This window comes from Helicobacter anatolicus (genome assembly GCF_021300615.1).
Lineage (GTDB): Bacteria > Campylobacterota > Campylobacteria > Campylobacterales > Helicobacteraceae > Helicobacter_H > Helicobacter_H anatolicus.
The window spans coordinates 74,363-91,419 of record NZ_JAJTMY010000001.1 but is presented as its reverse complement, the minus strand read 5'-3'; the positions used below and the strand labels follow the sequence as shown (position 1 = coordinate 91,419).

Sequence of the window (17,057 nt, the reverse complement as noted above, 5' to 3'; positions counted from 1 at the left end):
TGCTTCCTTAGGTGATTTGGATTATTTTATTTTCATTTGTTTTTCTATGATTTTTTTAAAGCTTATGCTTTTGTTTTTTGCTTTGTAATGAAGGGCATTTGCTTTATTTTTATCTTTATTCTTATTATCTTGTTTTTCTATCTTATAGATATTTTCTATAATTTGTATTTTTTTAACCATCAAAGCTCTTTTAAAATGGCATGGAATCTACATCAATAATGGGTAGTTCTTCTTGTGATACTTTAAAAATATCTTTGAGATTAAAGAATAATGGTGGATATTCTTTATTGATAGATTCTAGTTTTAATAATTCTCCCTGTAAAAAACATTCTTTTACAAAAACTCCATCAATAGTATTAATGGCATAAACTTTTCCATTTTTTATACTTTTTTCCATTTTATCACAAAATACTATGCTTTCATTATTAATTAATGGGTCCATGCTATCACCTATATATTCATTGAAAAAAATAAAATAAATAAAATATCTTTAGAATATACTCATTTAGGCGATTTATGATAGTTTTATGGTTTTTTTGTGAGTTTGAAGTAATATTAATGGCCGGGAGAGAGGGATTCGAACCCCCGGAGGTGTGACCCTCAACGGTTTTCAAGACCGCCGCTTTCAACCGCTCAGCCATCTCCCGAAATTTCGTAATACATGAATTATGGAGGCGACACTCGGACTTGAACCGAGGATCGAGGCTTTGCAGGCCCATGCCTTACCACTTGGCTATGTCGCCATCCTATTATAAGTGGTGCCCGGGGCCGGACTTGAACCGGCACGGAAGCAATATCCGAGGGATTTTAAGTCCCTTGTGTCTACCAATTCCACCACCCGGGCAAAAATAACTTTATCAGAGTAAAAACTTGAAAATAAAATGGAGCGGGAAACGGGGATCGAACCCGCGGCCCCAACCTTGGCAAGGTTGTGCTCTACCACTGAGCTATTCCCGCGACTTATAACTATCAAATTTTTTTATTGTAGAGTGTAATTTTAGCAATGCATTGTAAAAAAATCAAGAAAAAAACAAAAAAAAATTGAAAAATTATTTATAATAAACAAAATAACATAAATTAAGGAGTAATATTTTGGAATTTCAACCTTACCCTTTTGAAAAAATTCAACAACTCATCTCTCCTATCGTGCCCAAAAAGCCAGTTGTTAAACTCACAATTGGCGAACCACAATTTGAAACCCCTCAAACTATTCAAGACGCCCTCAAACAAAATACCCAAGATCTACGCTACTACCCCAAAAGCAAGGGAGAGGAGTTTCTCCACACTGCAATCAAAAATTTTATCTCACACCGCTACAATATTTTTTTAGATTCCACGAATCTGATTCCCACATTTGGCACGAGAGAGGTTTTATTTAATTTTCCACAATTTTTTCTCTCTCAATTTCAAAATCCAATCATGGCATATCCCAATCCTTTCTATCAAATTTATGAAGGAGCAAGTATTGCCAGTAAAGCAAAAACAATCTTGATGCATCTTGAAGCAAAAAATTACTTCAAACCCAAACTAACCCCACAAGAAATGCAACAAGCTCATCTTGTTATTTTAAATTCACCAAATAACCCCACAGGAAGTACATTAGAACTTAAAGAATTGCAACAATGGATAGAATATGCTTTAGAATACGATTTTGTATTACTCAATGATGAATGCTATAGTGAAATCTATCAAAATACCCCGCCTGCTGGGATCCTAGAAGCCTCCTATTTGATGGGCAATAAAAAATTTAAAAATATTCTTAGTATTAATTCAATCTCAAAACGCCTTTCTGCTCCAGGACTAAGAAGTGGTTATATCGCGGGAGATGCAAAGATCTTGCAATCCTATGCCACTTATCGCACCTATTTGGGTTGTGCAATCCCCACCCCTCTACAAAAGGCGGCAAGTATCGCATGGCAAGCCCACAATGAAGCAGAAAAGATTCGAAAAAAATATGCACAAAATCTAAAAATTGCTCAAGAAATTTTTCCTAATTTAGAAATATCCCCCTACACTTTTTATCTTTGGTTAGAAGTAGGCAATGATTTAGAGTTTTGCAAAAAACTTTATGAAAAAGAAGGGATTTTAGTATTACCAGGGAGTTTTTTGGGTAGGGAAAATAACAAAAAAGAAAATATAGGAGCGGGATATGTTAGAATTGCACTTGTTTATGAATCACAAATTTTACAACCTGCTTTAAAGACTTTAAAAAATTTTTTAGATAAAGGACAATATTGAAACTGATTAAGAATCTAAAAATTCATCTCATTGGCATTGGCGGTATTGGAATTTCAGGGATTGCAAGATATCTTAAGGCACAAGGAGCCATTATTAGTGGCAGTGATATTGCAGAAAACAAGCTAATCCAAGACCTCAAAGATCAAGGAATACAAATCACTATTCCTCACAATCCTGATGCCATCACCAATCAAGACCTTATTATCCATTCTGCAATCATCCAAGAAGACAATATAGAAATCCTAAGAGCAAGAGAAAAAAAAATCCCTATTGTTTCAAGAAAAGATGCATTACAACTTATCTTGGGGCAAAAAAAAGTAGTTAGTGTTTGTGGGGCACATGGCAAAAGTACTACAAGTGCAATGCTTTGTAGTGTTTTTAATCACTATGGTGCAATTATCGGGGCAATTAGCAAAGAATTTAATTCTAATGTTAGAGATACAAAAAGTGAAGGTATTGTCTTTGAGGCTGATGAATCTGATAGAAGTTTTTTGAATTCCAATCCTTATTATGCCATCGTTACCAATGCAGAACCAGAACATATGCAAAGCTATAATTATGATCTCAATCTTTTTTATCAATCCTATGAAAACTTTTTAAACTCTGCAAAAATATCCTGCATTAATAGTGATGATCCTTTTTTATCTACCTTACCACAAGAAAAATACCTTACCTTCTCCCCTAAAAATGATATCAAAGATATAGAGTTTTTCCTTCATGATGATGAACCTTATTGTCGTTTTAATCTAAAAGATTTAGGTATTTTTGAAGTATGGGGATTTGGTGAACATACCGCAAGTAATGCTGCCCAAGCAATCCTTATTGCACTTCAAGAGATGGATATAGAAACAATTAGAAAAAATCTCAAAAATTATCGTGGAATCAAAAAACGCTTTGATATCATCCAAAAAGATAATCCTTGTATTATTGATGATTATGCGCATCACCCTACAGAAATTATTGCTACACTTAAAGCTGCTAAAATTTATGCAAACCTTAAATCCTATAAAAAAATCACAGCGATTTGGCAGCCGCATAAATTCTCAAGACTAAGAGATAATCTAGAAGCCTTTCAAGAATCTTTTGAACTTTGCGATACACTAATTATCCTACCAACTTGGTGTGCAGGTGAGGAAGAAATATTTTTTGATATGCCACAACTCTTTGCAAAATATCACCCCATTATGGCCACACACATTAAGAAGCAAGAGCAAAAAATTCTAATCTATCATCACAAAAAACTTATAAAAACTCTTGATAACGACCTTGTAATAGGACTAGGTGCTGGAGATATTACCTATCAACTCAGGGGAGAAAAATAATGGCTCTACTACCTATTGTAATTGTAATTTTTACCGCTATTTTTTTATTGTTTTTCATTCTCAAAGATTTTGGCATGATCAATAAAAAACAAAAGATTCTTAGCGGTATCACGCTTTCAATTTTTGGTGTTTTTATCGGGTATTATGCTTACAACAAAAGTCAGTTAGATCAAAAAGCCTATCTTTTACAAATGAATTTTTTAAGAGGCGAGGATATTATTTGCGAAAATACCATAGTAAATGCTAAAGACTTTAACCTTGTCACAGGCACACTTACACTAATTGGTAAAGAAAAAACTCCTGCAAAAAATCTTATTTTTTCCCTACAAGATTGCAAACGTGCACCAAACAAAGAATCTAAGCAATATGAAAATCAAGAACTCCAAGAACAATTAGAAAAAGAATAATATGCAAAATCATCTTATTACACAACTTGATTTACAAGACTTCATTCAAAAATTCACCATGCTTTTTGCAAGGCAAAAAGACTTCACATTAGAGGGAGATAAAAATCAATTTTTTCATTATATCAAAGAGTTAGATTCTATTAATTTTACACCTCCTCCAAGGATTGAAAACCTTGATTCTTCTTTACAAATTATTAAAAAATTTGGCATACTCAAATTACAAGAAATCTTTGAATTTATCAAAATTATCCGCTACTTCATCTATCTTAAAAAACATACAGAGATACAAAAAACACAATACCTAAATAATTATCTACAAAAAATCCAGCTTCCTGATTCTCTTCTTGAGATTAGCAAATATTTTGAAAAAGATGGGAAGATTAAAAATGGAATTTTTGAAGAGCTAGATAGCCTGGAGCTCTCCTTAAAAAGACAAAAAACAAATATGCAGCAAGCCTTGGAACTTCTTTTGCACTCTTCCAAACTAGCTCCATATTTAGTAGATTCTCAAATCCATTTTATCGATCAAACTCAAACCCTGCTTGTAAAACCCGGTTATCAAAGTGTGATTACTGGTGTAGTTTTGCAACGCTCTCACAATGGTTTTTTTTATCTCCTCCCCGAAGAAATTAAAAGCATCTATCAAAAAATTCAAGAAATAGAAAATCTTATTGAAGAAACCCTTTTTACAATCTGTAAACAAATTTCCCTAGTTTTCAATAAACATATATTATTCTTGCAGTTCATTAATAAAGAATTTGATAAAATTGATCATATACAAGCAAGAATCTTTTTTGCCAAGGAATTTAATTTAAATTTCATATTACCACAATATAAAAACACCCACATTGTCTTAAAAGATTTTTCCCATCCAGTTTTGGCAAATCCCAAACCCATTTCCATAGATTTCAACAAGCAACTTTTACTTATCACAGGGGTAAATGCGGGTGGTAAAACAATGTTATTAAAATCCTTACTTAGTGCGGTTTTTTTATCCAAACATCTTATACCCTTTAAAATCAACCCTCATTATTCTCAAATTCCGCATTTTAAAAATATTTTTGCAATCATTTCTGATCCACAAAATAGCAAAAACGATATTTCCACTTTTGCAGGAAGAATGCTAGATTTCTCCCATATTTTACAAGAAAAAGAAATGTTACTTGGAGTAGATGAGATCGAACTAGGAACTGATGCTGATGAAGCTGCAAGTCTTTATAAAGTGATTTTAGAAAATTTACTCACAAAAAATGCAAAAATTATCATTACTACACATCATAAAAGATTAGCTGCATTAATGGCAAATGATTCTAGAATCCAACTTTGTGCTGCAATTTATGATGAAGAAAAACAAAAACCTACTTTTAATTTTCTTTATGGGAGTATTGGTAAAAGCTATGCATTTGAAACTGCAAAACGCTACAAAATTCCGCTAAATATTATCGAAGAAGCAAGGAAAAACTATGGGCAAGACAAAGAAAAACTCAATGTACTAATCGAAAAATCCGCACAACTAGAAATTAATTTACAACAAAAAATTAAAGAATATGAGGAAAAAATTGCCCTTTATAATAAAAAACAAGAAGCTTTGCAAGATTTAAAACAGCAATATATTAATGATTTTACTAAAGAAAAAAATACTCTGCAAAATACCTACAATCAAGCTCTAAAAGCCCTAAAACTAGAGCTCAAAGATAAACAAACTAGCGATATTCATCGTAATATCAACCATGCAAATAAAATTCTAAACTCCCTAAAAATCCAAACTACACAAGAAACTAAGCCCAGAGAACTATCCATAGGCCAACGCGTAAAATATAAAACAAGCAAAGCTACAATCCTTTCTATTTCCCAAAAACAGGTCCTTATTGAGCTTGATGAAGGCATGCGCCTAAAAGTCCCTCCTTACCAACTCAAACCCATTGGAAAGGAAGCCACTACTCCAAAAAAAAGAATTCATATTCCCATGCCAAAAACCTCACATGTACATTTGGATTTACATGGATTACGCGCTGAAGAGGCATTAGAAAAGCTAGATAAATTCCTCTCTGATAGCCTTTTATCAGGATTTGATGAAGTATTGGTCTATCATGGTATTGGCACTGGAATCCTATCACGCGTTGTAAGAGAATTTTTAAGTACTCATCCAAAAGTTGTGAGCTTTGAAGATGCACCACCACAAATGGGTGGCTTTGGCGCTAAAATTATCAAACTCTAGTTTTTTTAGTTATAATGGCGATAATTTTTATGGAAATAAGGTGATGAATTTTTACTATCAAAAAGATTGCAATCTCGCTTTAATACAGCAAAAAAAAGTTGCTGTGATTGGTTTTGGATCACAAGGAAGTGCCCATGCTCAAAATCTCAAAGATAATGGCATAGAGGTGATCATTGGCTTATATCCTGAAAGTAAAAGCATTCCTATTGCAAAATCTTTAGGCTTTGAAGTTTATAGTGTAAGTCAATGTGTACAAAAAAGTGATCTTATTGTAATGATGATGCCTGATGAATTACATCAAGAAATTTTTGAAAGAGATATTAAACCTTTTTTACAATCTCACCATACTTTGGTTTTTTGCCATGGTTTTAGTGTACACTTTAAACTTGTCTTACCCCCTGAAAATATAGGTGTAATCATGGTTGCTCCAAAAGCTCAAGGCAAAGGAGTTAGAGACGGATTCTTAAAAGATAATGGTGTGCCTGCTTTAATTGCAGTACATCAGGAAAACCAAGAAAACAATGCCAAAGATCTCGCCCTTAGCTATGCTGCAGCCATCAAAGCAGACAAAAGTTTTATTATGGAAACGACTTTTAAACTTGAGGCTGAAAGCGATCTTTTTGGAGAACAAGCAGTATTATGTGGTGGACTAAAGGCTCTTGTAAAAAATGCTTTTGAAGTATTGGTAGAATCGGGATTTCCAAAAGAATTGGCATATTTTGAATGCTTGCATGAACTTAAACTTGTTGTAGATCTTCTTTATCAAGGAGGTCTTGAAAGTCTACATAAAAATATCTCCAACACTGCAGAATATGGCATGATCATTAGTCAAGATCATATCGTACCCCAAACAACAAAACAAGCAATGCAAGAACTTCTAAAACAAATCCAAAATGGGAGTTTTGCAAAAGATTTTGTTTTAGAAAAACAAAGTGGGTATCTGCGCATGCAAGCGGAACGCAAAAATATACATGATCACCCTATTGAACAAATCGGTAGGGATTTGCGTCAAAAAATCTTTAAAAACAAATCTTAAAAATTAGGAATAAAAATGGCAGAAGTTATTACAATTACATCAGGAAAAGGTGGAGTAGGAAAATCTACTTGTACGGCAAATATTGCGGTAGGATTGGCTCAAGAAGGAAAAAAAGTTGTGGCAGTAGACTTTGATATTGGGTTAAGAAATTTAGACATGATTTTGGGACTTGAAAATCGTATTGTTTATGATGTTGTAGATGTTATGGAGGGTAGATGCAACCTCAAACAAGCACTCATCAACGATAAAAAAGCTAAAAATCTATTTTTTCTTCCCGCCTCACAAAGCAAAGACAAAAATATTTTAGACAAAGACAAAGTAAAACATCTTATCGAAGAATTAAAAAAAGATTTTGATTATATTTTGCTAGATTCTCCAGCAGGAATTGAAAGTGGTTTTGAACATGCAATTTTTTGGGCAGACAGAGCACTAGTTGTTGTCACACCTGAAGTAAGTTCTGTAAGAGATAGTGACCGCGTAATTGGAATCATGGATGCAAAATCTGACAAAGCAAAAAATGGTCAAGAAGTACAAAAACACATTATTATCAATCGCATCAAACCAGAGCTTGTTGCTAAGGGAGAAATGTTAAATACTGATGATGTATTAAATATTTTGGCACTTCCTCTTATCGGACTAGTACCAGAAGATAGCCGCGTAGTTTCTGCAACAAATACTGGAGAACCTGTAATTTATACAAATAGCCCTAGTGCAATCAGCTACAAAAATATCACACAAAGAATCCTAGGCAAGGAAGTGCCATTCCAAAATCTTGAGAAAAAAGGATTCTTTCAAAGGTTGTTTAAATGAGTATATTTTCAAAATTATTTGGCAACAATAAATCTGCCAGTACTGCAAAAAATCGTCTAAGCTTAATGTTGGCTCACGAAAGAAGTGTTAATATTCCTTATATGGAAGATATGCAAAGAGAAATTCTAGAAGTAGTAAAAAAATACACCAAAAGTTCTCAAGTACACATTAAAACAGATTCTAATCAAAACATTAATACTCTTGAAGTTGAGGTTGTTTTAGGGTAAGTCGTGCAAAGCTCTTTTGTCATCAATCCAGCACCCACAATACCTCAATCTCTTTTAGAAATTTATCCTCCTGTAAAAAAACTTTTTTTTACAGGGGATTTTAATCTTATCAATCGTCCTCTAAAGATTGCTATTGTCGGCACTAGAAAGCCTAACACTTATACAAAAAATTTTATCAACCCTTTAGTAAAAAAACTCACACAAGCAGGTGCAATAATCATTAGTGGTGGGGCACTTGGCACAGATATTCTCGCGCATACAGCCGCACTCCCAAACACTATTATGGTAGCACCAAATAGCCTTGATTGCATCTACCCCACAAGTAATCAACATGTCATCAAAGAAATTGCAAAAAAAAGCCTAATTCTTAGCGAATATGAAAAAAACTATATGCCAAAATCTTATTCATTCATACAAAGAAATCGCATAGTAATTGGTCTAAGCGACCTTGTCATTATTCCTCAAGCAGATCTCAAAAGCGGGACAATGCAAAGTGCAAATATTGCCATAAAACAAAAAAAACCTATTTATGTACTCCCACACAGAATTAATGAAAGTCTTGGTACTAACTGGCTTTTGCAAAATAATCTAGCCCATGCAATTTATGATATTAACGCCTTTTTATCCATACTAAATATTACATATCCCCCCAGTGATCCTATCTTAGAATTTTGCACCCTAGCCCCTAGTTTTGATGAAGCCTTTGAAAAATTTGGTGACCGTATCTTAGAATATGAATTAGAAGGAAAAATCAAACGCACAAATGGTAAAGTGATTATAACTTCATGATTCTAGCTTGTGATATAGGATTAAAACGCATTGGTCTTGCTATCTATCTTAATCAAATTATTTTGCCCCTAGAGCCCATACTACGAAAAAATCGCAACCAAGCATCTAATGAATTATCACAACTCCTTAAGAATCGCCAAATTACAACGCTGATTGTAGGAATCCCAAATTCTCAAAGTACAAGTGCACAAGAAACCAAAAAACGTATTATTTTTTTTATAAGTCTTTTAAAAACACAAGCAAAAATTGTTTTCATAGATGAAGATCTCACAAGCTTCGAAGCACAAAGCAATCTCACATATCTCAAAAAAGAAAAACGCCAAGAAGCTCAAAAAAATGGCATAATAGATTCCCTAGCAGCATGTAAAATATTGGAGCGTTATTTAAGCAATCCTAAAGCCTCCTTAATCATGTCTTGAACGCTATTTTTTTGCACTTGTTTTAAAACCTTATCAATAGCATTTGCCTTGAATCCCAAGCTTTCTAATGCCATTTTCACTTCTTGATACGCTAAACTTTTTGAATCTTTTACGCCTTCTTGTGCTATCAAATCTACATAAAATCCTGAAATATCCACCATAATCTTCCCTGCACTCTTCCCACCGATTCCAGGGACTTTTTGCAATGCCGCAATATTTTTTGTTTGGATGATTTCTATAAATTCTTGTGCACTATAAGTAGACAAAATTGCTAAAGCAACCTTAGGTCCCACGCCATTAATTTTTATCAAGCGATCAAAAGTTTGTTTTTCAATCTCTTCAACAAATCCAAACAACAAATGCGCATCTTCACGTACAATCTGTGTTGCAAAAAGAAAAATTTCTTCTTTATTTTCCAAAAACCGTGCACTATGCAAAGAAATATTAACTTCATAAATCACGCCCCCAACATCAAGCAAAACTCGTGTATTTTCTAATCTAAAAACCTTGCCCTTTAATCCAAAAATCATTGTTATCCTAAAATACTATAAAATCTCTTGTTTTTTTATCAAGCTGATAATTACCCTTGAATCCCTTCTCTACAATCAAATTTTTTGTCATATTTTTGGGATATTCTCTCTGATAGCAAAGCTGAGTTTCTACCCCCCATGATCCATCACAAAATACCTGTGCACCCAGCACCTCATCATCTAATTGCATCATACTAATAGAAGTATTTTTTAATAGAGATTCAAATTCTAGTAATTCTTTTTTAAGTCGCTTAGATTCTTTTAGCGCAAGATTATATCGATAAAAAATATCTCTAATTCCCTTATTTTGCAACATTTGCGCTTGCATTTTATCATCTGCACTTTTTATTTGATCAATTGTTCTTTGATATTTAATCGTAAAATTTGTCATCTTTTGGTATTTAGCAAAAAGTACTTTTCCCTTTTCTGCAAGCTGTTCTTTTTTATGCTTCAATACCTCCGCAAGTTCTTTTGTTTTTTCATTAATAAAAGAATAAAACACAATTTCATTATACTCGCCAGAAATATTTTGCAAATGTATTTTAGAATTAAAAGTAATCTTATTATTATTTTCTAACTCTGCAATCTTAATTTCATTGCCAAATAAACGCCCACCATTACAATAACTCACAAAGATTTTTTCTGATTCTATACTTCCAGAATCTACGCTCCCTACTTCCGCAAAATCTGCAACTAAATATCCTTTATGCAACAAAATCTTTGCTTTATGCGCAAAAATTTTTGTATTTTGATGTGTCTGCCCCTCAATATCTATATTTTTTGCTCTTAAAACAACATTAGATCCGATGCTCCCTTTAATATTAATTGCATTTGCCTCCAAAACCACACCTGAAGCGATAGCATCTTTAGAAGGATCTGATGCCATAATCTCTAAAGATATTTGCTTATCCACACCTCCTAAAAGCATAGGAATATTATAAGTTTTGACATTATCTAAAATCTTTTCTTTAAAAAACAAAATCTTATTTTCCCTATAAGAAACATATGCATCAACCAAAGATTTTATCACAACACAACCTTCTTGCTGCTCTAATACCGCATCTTCTTTATTAAAATCCGGCATATCCAAATCTTTAATATCTCCTCTTTCACCTTCAACAAATTTCCCAAAAACATCGCGACCTGACTTACTTTCTACACCTTGATAATATTTTAAAATCGTATCATCGATATTAACCGCAAAATATGCGTGCTTAAACTCTTGTTTATAATCTTTATATTCTTCTTTTGGAACAAACACAAAATAAGGTTGTATAGAAGGAGTAAAACTTGCTCTCTCCACAACAATACTTAAAGGATAAGGAGTTTTATGATGAATTTTTTGCTTAATTTGCTCAATAATTTGCGCATTTCTTTTTGTGTTTTTTCTCAAAATCACACGATGTAATACCAAGTGATTCTCAACCAAATGCAAAACCTTTTCAAAAAACTCCTCATCATCATGCAAAATATCATCTTGATAAAAAAATAATCGTGCTTCATCGCAATTTTCAGAAATCTTTAATGCAACATCAAAATGCTCATTTTTTGGAAAAATTTTTATATCAAAATTCTGAATAAAATGAAAATCACCACTATTATAATATTGATCCTCTTCAAGATAATGCATGGTATGTGTATTTAACAATTCTTTTTTTCCATCCAAATGCACCAAAAAAGTATAAATATTCAAAATTTTAAAATCAATAAGATTAGGGTCGATTTTAAAAGTTAAGGAGAATTTTTTTAATTCTTCTGCCACATTAAAGCATTGCTTGATAACTTGTGGAACAAAATTTATATCCAACATTAAAATAAACCCCAAAAATTAAAGTCTCCTATAATTTTAGTATAATTCTCTCTAATAACAAAGTAAACAATTAAAATTCAAGGGATTTTTTTGCTTAAAAAAGCTTTCTTTACAAATAGTAGTGGAATCTTGTTTTCTCGAATTTTTGGTTTTATACGCGATTTATTAACAGCGAATATTTTGGGTGCAGGAATTTTGAGCGATATTTTTTTTGCAGCCTTCAAATTTCCCAATCTTTTTAGAAGAATATTTGGCGAAGGTGCATTTGCACAAAGTTTCCTACCTAGTCTTATTGGTGCAAAACGCAAAAGCTCTTTTATCGTTAGCACTTTCCTTATTTTTGCTTGCAGTATTTTTTTATTAAGCCTCTTTGTGTGGTTTTTTTCAGGCTTTTTTACAAAAATTTTAGCTTATGGATTTAGTGAAGAAAAAATTTTCCTTGCACGCCCTATTGTAGTGATCAATTTTTGGTATCTTGAACTTGTTTTCATTACCACATTTTTAAGCGCATTATTGCAATATAAAAATATTTTTTGGGTAAATGCCTACAACACCGTACTTTTAAATATTTTTATGATTCTCTCACTACTCATCGCAAAAAGCTATGAAGGTATGCAAATTGTCTATTTATTAAGTTATGGAGTTTTATGCGGAGGAACAGCACAAATTCTTTTGCATTTTTATCCACTCTATCAAGCAAAATATCTAAAAATTTTTCTTGTAGGATGTAAAGATATTTTTTTATTCATCACAAAAAAATCTAAAAATCATGCAAAAAAATTCTACCAAGAAAGCATCAAAAGTTTTTTTAAACAATTTTTTCCTGCCATGATAGGTAGCTCAACCGCACAAATTGCAGCATTTATAGATACTATTCTTGCGTCATTTCTTGCAACTGGAAGCATTTCTTACCTCTACTATGCTAATCGTATTTTCCAGCTCCCGCTAGCAATCTTTGCAATTGCTATTTCTACCGCATTATTTCCTACTATTGCACGAGCAATCAAAAATCAAGAAGAAGAAAAAGCCAAAAATCTTTTAAAAAAATCTTTTTGGTTTTTAATGATTTTATTAACTCTTTGCACTCTAGGAGGAATCTTATTAAAAAATGAGATTATTTTTTTGCTTTATGAGCATGGAAATTTTTTACGCGAACACACTTTAATTACGGCCAATGTATTTGCCATCTATCTACTTGGTCTCATCCCTTTTGGTCTGGCAAAGATCTTTTCCCTTTGGCTTTATGCACACAAAAAACAAGGAAAGGCTGCATTAATTTCTACTATTTCTTTAGGAGTTGGCCTAATTTGCTCTGTAATCTCTATGCATTTTCTAAAAGTTTATGGTTTAGCACTTGCTTCAAGCATTAGCGGCTTTATTTTATTTATTCTCACAATTAAACATTTTGGTATCAAAAATTTCTTCTGGCTCATTGCTTCAAAAAAATATTTTTTATTACTCATCGCACTCTTAATTTTAGAACTTCTTATTCTACAAACTTTTTTAACTTTTATACATATTTGATTTTAAAATCTTATTTAATATAACCATACTCCTTTAATGCGTTTGCCATTCTTGCGAGTATTGGTCCTGCCTTCCCACCACTCTCTCCATGCTCGATAAAAACCGTAATCGCATATTTTGGATTCTTATAAGGCGCATAACCTGTAATCCATGCATGCGATCTATGATAATATGGCAAATCACTTTCTTTGATTCTTACTTTAATATTTTGTGGAATTGAAATTACCTGTGTTGTCCCTGTTTTACAAGCTAAAGGTACCAAAGAACTTTTTGTCGCTCTTCTTGCTGTCCCACCTTGAGAACTACAAGCTTGATACATCCCTTCTTGAATAAATTTAAGTTTAGATTTTTGAAAATCATTTAAAATATCCTTGTTTTTAAAATCACTTTCTTTTTCTTGAAAAATTTTTGCAAAGTGTGGTGTAGATAATTCCCCACTAGCCATTAAACCCGTATAACGCACAATTTGCATCGGGGTTACCAAAAATGATCCTTGTCCGATAGAAGTTACCACGGTATCCCCCAAATACCATTGTTGCCCCTTAGACATTTTCCACTCCGGACTTGGTAATATTCCCACAAATTCATTAGGCAAATCCACCCCCGTTTTTGCTCCAAATCCCATTTCACCTAATACACCTGCAAGATTTGTCATACCTGCTTGTTGTGAAAGTTTATAAAAATATACATCTACAGATTCTCGCAATGCCTTTACCACATCAGTCTTTCCATGTCCTCCTGGCTTCCAATCCCTAAATCGTCTTCCTCCAAGCTCAATAAATCCAGGAGTATCTACTAAAGTGTGCTCATTTATCCCCGCATATTCTAAAAGTGCTAATGCCATTCCCATTTTAATTACTGAACCAGGGGCATACAAACCATTGACTAATTTATTCAGCAAGGGGTTGGATAAATCTTCTTGCAGAGCATTCCATTTTGCATAGCTCACCCCTCCAACAAAATCATTCAAATCATATTCAGGATAGCTTCCTGCTACAAGCAACTCACCATTTTCTATATCCATCACAAGGACCGCACCATTTTTACCATCAAAGGCTTCATCTGCAATTTTTTGCAATCTCATATCCAAAGATATTGTAAGATCATTTCTATTCACACTATCTTTTTCATAGCGTACAGAGACAATGCGATTATGAGAATCTACAGTGATAATCTTCTCACTAATTTGCCCTTGTAAAAATACATTATATTGACGCTCTAACCCTGTTTTTCCCACAACCCCTGTATATTTACTTACCACATTTTTGATAATATCTTTTTCATCACTTGCCCCTACATAACCAATTACATGTGAAGCACTTGTCTTATAAGGATAAAAGCGTCTTGAAGCAGGTTCTACAAATATTTTATTATTTTGAATAAGATAGGCATATTTTTTTTGCATTAAATCGTAATCGACAAATTTTACCACTTTAATAGGTGTGTGATTATAGGGGGATTTTTCCCGATCATAGCTTTTTAAAATATCTTGTGCATTAAGATGTGGAAGATATTGCAACAAAAAATCAATCTGCGCATCTAATTGTTTTTGATTTAAATGCGGATCCAAAGCAATAGAGAAGCCCAACTTATTAATTGCAACCAAACTGCCATTTCTATCTTTTATCAACCCTCTAAAAGGAATGTCAATATCCTTGCGCGTAATATTTTTTTGTGCTAATTGCATATAATATTGATTAGATTGGATACTAATAGCAAAAATACGCACCAACAAAACAATCCAAATAGCAATAAAAAAAATTGCTATAAGCTTAATGCGAAAATTCATCTTCTCCATAGCACAATCACACCTTCAATAAAAAGATACCACAATAAATAAAAATCAACCTCAATAGGTGGTTGCCCACTAAAAACCATAAAAGTTTGCAGGAAAAGAAAATAAAAGATATACGGTAAAAATACATAAATAAGACCAAAAAGATAGCCTTTTTCTCTAAATAAAGTCAATGTTTTATTAACCAAAAATGAAAGAAAAATAAACAATAAAAATAAAACCCCCACAGTATTAGATCGCTCCACTTCAAAAAACACACAACAAATAAAAATACAAAAAACCCCGCTTAGTCTTTTATGTTTGACATCTCTAATATATTTTGCAAATAAAATGCCTAAAAGTGGAGGCAAAATAATATAAACACTACTTAATGCAACATAAAAAATATAAAAAACCAAAAATACAAAATTAATTAACAGGTTTTTAATAATGCTATTTCGTGACACACTGGAAAATGTTTGCATGCTACACAATCTGCCCATATTTTTTGATGTGGTATTTTTTCTTTTTGTATTTCATTAAACCCCAATCTTTTAAATAAATTGGGGCGATAAGTTAAAACTAAAAACTCCTTAATGCCCAAATTTTTTCCTTCTAAAAGGTTGCAATTCACTAATTCTTGAGCAATCCCTTGGTTGCGATATTTTACATCTACAACCAAACTTCGAATTTCTGCAAGTTTTGGAGTATAAATATGCAAAGCACAAAACCCAATAATCTTACCCTCAAAAACCGCAATATAATAAGAACGTATATTTCTTGCCATATCTTCCATTGTGCGTGGCAAAATTAACCCTTGTTGCACTTCTTCATATACAAGATTTTGCATTTCTTGTATATGACTCAATATAGGTTTTTTATACTCAACCTTCATATCCAAACACCTTTTTTAAAATTTCCAATCGTATAGTTTCCACTCCTCCGTGTTGACTTTTAATAAGATTTTGATTCGTGCTAAGCAACAACCCTTGCTTTGACAAAAGTGCTCTTTGATTAGAATTAAGTTTGTCACATTTAGTATAGATTTTCAATACACTTTGATCACCTCTACATAATTTTTCTAGCATTTGAGAGACTTGTAAGTCAATTTCTAACTGCGTATGTCTACTATCAACTAAATGAACAAATAATTTAATCGTGCTTCGACAATTTAAAAACTCCCATAAGTCTTTTTTCCACTCTTCTTTTAAGGTCTTTGCAACCTTCGCATATCCAAAACCTGGTAAATCCACAAAACGCATTTTATACTGCTCTTCTTTAAAAATCCAAATACTTTCAAAAAAATTAATCAGTTGTGTTTTTCCCGGTGTCGATGAACTTTTAGCAAGTTTAAAATGATTACTTAAAAGATTGATAAAAGTGCTTTTTCCCACATTGCTTCGCCCCAAAAATGCAATTTCTGCAATATCTTCTGGAGGACATTGTGCAAGCTTCTTTGCTGAAGTAATAAACTTACTTTGTTGAACCTTGACCATCTTTTTTCACTTCATCAATATTAAAAATTAATCGTGCAGGTTTATTTTTGTTTCCTACGACATTCATATAACCTGTTTCTTTATTAACAATTACCTCATCACCATTAAGACTATTTTCCTTTCCTTCTTCTTGAGCATGCACATCCCCTAAAAGATGATATTGTGTTTGCAATGCATCATATCGTAAGCTTTTTGATTTTCCTTTAATTTTTCTAGAATCAGGGGTTGTAATTATAAAATCAACATTCCCCTCTGCATAAACCTCCTGCAATTTATTTTCTTTTGTATAAATTGTCACCTTATCAGCCCTTAGTCGATCTTCACCTTTTTTAATATCAACATTCCCCTCAATTACACTTACCCCCTTAAGATTATCTCCTGTAAATTTTTCGGCCACTATTTCCAAAAACTCTCCAAATGCAACATTTAAAAACAACAATAAAAATAAAATTTTCAT

The 17,057-nt window shown here is 32.6% G+C and carries 19 protein-coding genes and 4 tRNA genes; 10 read left to right on the top strand and 13 right to left on the bottom strand.

Going from position 1 to position 17,057, the window contains the following annotated elements; genetic code table 11:
* Window positions 1-21: 21 nt before the first annotated feature.
* The 6 genes from LW133_RS00550 to LW133_RS00525 form a co-directional block, all read right to left on the bottom strand.
* Window positions 22-180 (bottom strand): hypothetical protein, encoded by a 159-nt coding sequence (locus LW133_RS00550; protein ID WP_233075481.1) that lies wholly within the window; start codon window positions 178-180, stop codon window positions 22-24.
* A gap of 10 nt (window positions 181-190) precedes the next feature.
* The gene (locus tag LW133_RS00545; protein WP_332908887.1) at window positions 191-454 is read right to left on the bottom strand and encodes a S24 family peptidase; all 264 of its coding nucleotides are present in this window, start codon (window positions 452-454) and stop codon (window positions 191-193) included.
* 105 nt (window positions 455-559) lie between these two features.
* Window positions 560-647 (bottom strand) — tRNA-Ser (locus LW133_RS00540).
* 22 nt (window positions 648-669) lie between these two features.
* Window positions 670-743 (bottom strand) — tRNA-Cys (locus LW133_RS00535).
* A 13-nt stretch (window positions 744-756) separates the two neighbouring features.
* Window positions 757-844, bottom strand: a tRNA-Leu gene (locus LW133_RS00530).
* Between the two features lie 38 nt (window positions 845-882).
* Window positions 883-957, bottom strand: a tRNA-Gly gene (locus tag LW133_RS00525).
* Window positions 958-1,092: 135 nt separating this feature from the next.
* On the opposite strand from LW133_RS00525, the gene LW133_RS00520 reads away from it, so the two are divergent.
* From LW133_RS00520 to ruvX, 9 genes are read left to right on the top strand one after another with little or no spacing between them, the layout of a single operon-like run.
* A complete protein-coding gene (locus tag LW133_RS00520) occupies window positions 1,093-2,238 on the top strand; it encodes a succinyldiaminopimelate transaminase (protein WP_233075479.1) in 1,146 nt (381 codons plus the stop codon).
* Complete coding sequence (murC, locus tag LW133_RS00515) at window positions 2,235-3,560, top strand: UDP-N-acetylmuramate--L-alanine ligase (protein ID WP_233075478.1); 1,326 nt, start codon at window positions 2,235-2,237, stop codon at window positions 3,558-3,560. The genes LW133_RS00520 and murC overlap by 4 nt, the downstream gene beginning before the upstream one ends.
* Window positions 3,560-3,967 carry a hypothetical protein gene (locus tag LW133_RS00510; protein WP_233075477.1) on the top strand — a complete coding sequence of 136 codons (408 nt, stop codon included), beginning with the start codon at window positions 3,560-3,562 and terminating at the stop codon, window positions 3,965-3,967. Before murC ends, LW133_RS00510 begins: the two co-directional genes overlap by 1 nt.
* Window position 3,968: 1 nt before the next feature.
* Window positions 3,969-6,185 carry an endonuclease MutS2 gene (locus LW133_RS00505; protein WP_233075476.1) on the top strand — a complete coding sequence of 739 codons (2,217 nt, stop codon included), beginning with the start codon at window positions 3,969-3,971 and terminating at the stop codon, window positions 6,183-6,185.
* A 43-nt stretch (window positions 6,186-6,228) separates the two neighbouring features.
* Complete coding sequence (ilvC, locus tag LW133_RS00500) at window positions 6,229-7,221, top strand: ketol-acid reductoisomerase (protein WP_233075475.1); 993 nt, start codon at window positions 6,229-6,231, stop codon at window positions 7,219-7,221.
* A gap of 15 nt (window positions 7,222-7,236) precedes the next feature.
* Window positions 7,237-8,031 carry a septum site-determining protein MinD gene (minD, locus tag LW133_RS00495; protein ID WP_233075474.1) on the top strand — a complete coding sequence of 265 codons (795 nt, stop codon included), beginning with the start codon at window positions 7,237-7,239 and terminating at the stop codon, window positions 8,029-8,031.
* Complete coding sequence (gene minE, locus LW133_RS00490; protein ID WP_233036976.1) at window positions 8,028-8,258, top strand: cell division topological specificity factor MinE; 231 nt, start codon at window positions 8,028-8,030, stop codon at window positions 8,256-8,258. The genes minD and minE overlap by 4 nt, the downstream gene beginning before the upstream one ends.
* 3 nt (window positions 8,259-8,261) lie before the next feature.
* The gene (locus LW133_RS00485; RefSeq protein ID WP_233075473.1) at window positions 8,262-9,047 is read left to right on the top strand and encodes a DNA-processing protein DprA; all 786 of its coding nucleotides are present in this window, start codon (window positions 8,262-8,264) and stop codon (window positions 9,045-9,047) included.
* The gene (ruvX, locus tag LW133_RS00480; protein ID WP_233075472.1) at window positions 9,044-9,466 is read left to right on the top strand and encodes a Holliday junction resolvase RuvX; all 423 of its coding nucleotides are present in this window, start codon (window positions 9,044-9,046) and stop codon (window positions 9,464-9,466) included. Before LW133_RS00485 ends, ruvX begins: the two co-directional genes overlap by 4 nt.
* Here ruvX and ruvA read toward each other — a convergent pair.
* Both ruvA and LW133_RS00470 read right to left on the bottom strand, forming a co-directional pair.
* A complete protein-coding gene (gene ruvA, locus LW133_RS00475) occupies window positions 9,427-9,996 on the bottom strand; it encodes a Holliday junction branch migration protein RuvA (RefSeq protein ID WP_233075471.1) in 570 nt (189 codons plus the stop codon). The two genes, ruvX and ruvA, sit on opposite strands and share 40 nt — an antisense overlap.
* Before the next feature lie 7 nt (window positions 9,997-10,003).
* On the bottom strand, window positions 10,004-11,806 hold the full coding sequence (locus tag LW133_RS00470; protein ID WP_233075470.1) for a FapA family protein: 1,803 nt from the start codon (window positions 11,804-11,806) through the stop codon (window positions 10,004-10,006).
* Between the two features lie 90 nt (window positions 11,807-11,896).
* On the opposite strand from LW133_RS00470, the gene murJ reads away from it, so the two are divergent.
* On the top strand, window positions 11,897-13,330 hold the full coding sequence (murJ, locus tag LW133_RS00465) for a murein biosynthesis integral membrane protein MurJ (protein WP_233075469.1): 1,434 nt from the start codon (window positions 11,897-11,899) through the stop codon (window positions 13,328-13,330).
* A gap of 10 nt (window positions 13,331-13,340) precedes the next feature.
* Here the strand turns inward: murJ and mrdA are convergent, their stop codons facing one another.
* The 5 genes from mrdA to lptA are packed head-to-tail and all read right to left on the bottom strand — an operon-like array spanning window position 13,341 to window position 17,057.
* The gene (gene mrdA, locus LW133_RS00460) at window positions 13,341-15,119 is read right to left on the bottom strand and encodes a penicillin-binding protein 2 (protein WP_233075468.1); all 1,779 of its coding nucleotides are present in this window, start codon (window positions 15,117-15,119) and stop codon (window positions 13,341-13,343) included.
* A complete protein-coding gene (locus LW133_RS00455; protein ID WP_233075467.1) occupies window positions 15,116-15,589 on the bottom strand; it encodes a hypothetical protein in 474 nt (157 codons plus the stop codon). The genes mrdA and LW133_RS00455 overlap by 4 nt, the downstream gene beginning before the upstream one ends.
* Window positions 15,538-15,999 (bottom strand): N-acetyltransferase, encoded by a 462-nt coding sequence (locus LW133_RS00450; RefSeq protein ID WP_233075466.1) that lies wholly within the window; start codon window positions 15,997-15,999, stop codon window positions 15,538-15,540. The genes LW133_RS00455 and LW133_RS00450 overlap by 52 nt, the downstream gene beginning before the upstream one ends.
* Window positions 15,989-16,600, bottom strand: a complete 612-nt coding sequence (gene yihA / locus LW133_RS00445; protein ID WP_233075465.1) for a ribosome biogenesis GTP-binding protein YihA/YsxC — start codon at window positions 16,598-16,600, stop codon at window positions 15,989-15,991. Before yihA ends, LW133_RS00450 begins: the two co-directional genes overlap by 11 nt.
* Window positions 16,578-17,057, bottom strand: a complete 480-nt coding sequence (gene lptA / locus LW133_RS00440; protein WP_233075464.1) for a lipopolysaccharide transport periplasmic protein LptA — start codon at window positions 17,055-17,057, stop codon at window positions 16,578-16,580. Before lptA ends, yihA begins: the two co-directional genes overlap by 23 nt.

What these genes read in the sequence shown, in the direction of transcription:
- LW133_RS00550 (WP_233075481.1), bottom strand. Translation starts at nt 180, where the DNA reads ATGGTTAAAAAAATACAAATTATAGAAAATATCTATAAGATAGAAAAA.
- LW133_RS00510 (WP_233075477.1), top strand. Translation starts at nt 3,560, where the DNA reads ATGGCTCTACTACCTATTGTAATTGTAATTTTTACCGCTATTTTTTTA.
- LW133_RS00505 (WP_233075476.1), top strand. Translation starts at nt 3,969, where the DNA reads ATGCAAAATCATCTTATTACACAACTTGATTTACAAGACTTCATTCAA.
- ilvC (WP_233075475.1), top strand. Translation starts at nt 6,229, where the DNA reads ATGAATTTTTACTATCAAAAAGATTGCAATCTCGCTTTAATACAGCAA.
- minD (WP_233075474.1), top strand. Translation starts at nt 7,237, where the DNA reads ATGGCAGAAGTTATTACAATTACATCAGGAAAAGGTGGAGTAGGAAAA.
- minE (WP_233036976.1), top strand. Translation starts at nt 8,028, where the DNA reads ATGAGTATATTTTCAAAATTATTTGGCAACAATAAATCTGCCAGTACT.
- ruvX (WP_233075472.1), top strand. Translation starts at nt 9,044, where the DNA reads ATGATTCTAGCTTGTGATATAGGATTAAAACGCATTGGTCTTGCTATC.
- ruvA (WP_233075471.1), bottom strand. Translation starts at nt 9,996, where the DNA reads ATGATTTTTGGATTAAAGGGCAAGGTTTTTAGATTAGAAAATACACGA.
- LW133_RS00470 (WP_233075470.1), bottom strand. Translation starts at nt 11,806, where the DNA reads ATGTTGGATATAAATTTTGTTCCACAAGTTATCAAGCAATGCTTTAAT.
- mrdA (WP_233075468.1), bottom strand. Translation starts at nt 15,119, where the DNA reads ATGAATTTTCGCATTAAGCTTATAGCAATTTTTTTTATTGCTATTTGG.
- LW133_RS00455 (WP_233075467.1), bottom strand. Translation starts at nt 15,589, where the DNA reads ATGCAAACATTTTCCAGTGTGTCACGAAATAGCATTATTAAAAACCTG.
- LW133_RS00450 (WP_233075466.1), bottom strand. Translation starts at nt 15,999, where the DNA reads ATGAAGGTTGAGTATAAAAAACCTATATTGAGTCATATACAAGAAATG.
- yihA (WP_233075465.1), bottom strand. Translation starts at nt 16,600, where the DNA reads ATGGTCAAGGTTCAACAAAGTAAGTTTATTACTTCAGCAAAGAAGCTT.
- lptA (WP_233075464.1), bottom strand. Translation starts at nt 17,057, where the DNA reads ATGAAAATTTTATTTTTATTGTTGTTTTTAAATGTTGCATTTGGAGAG.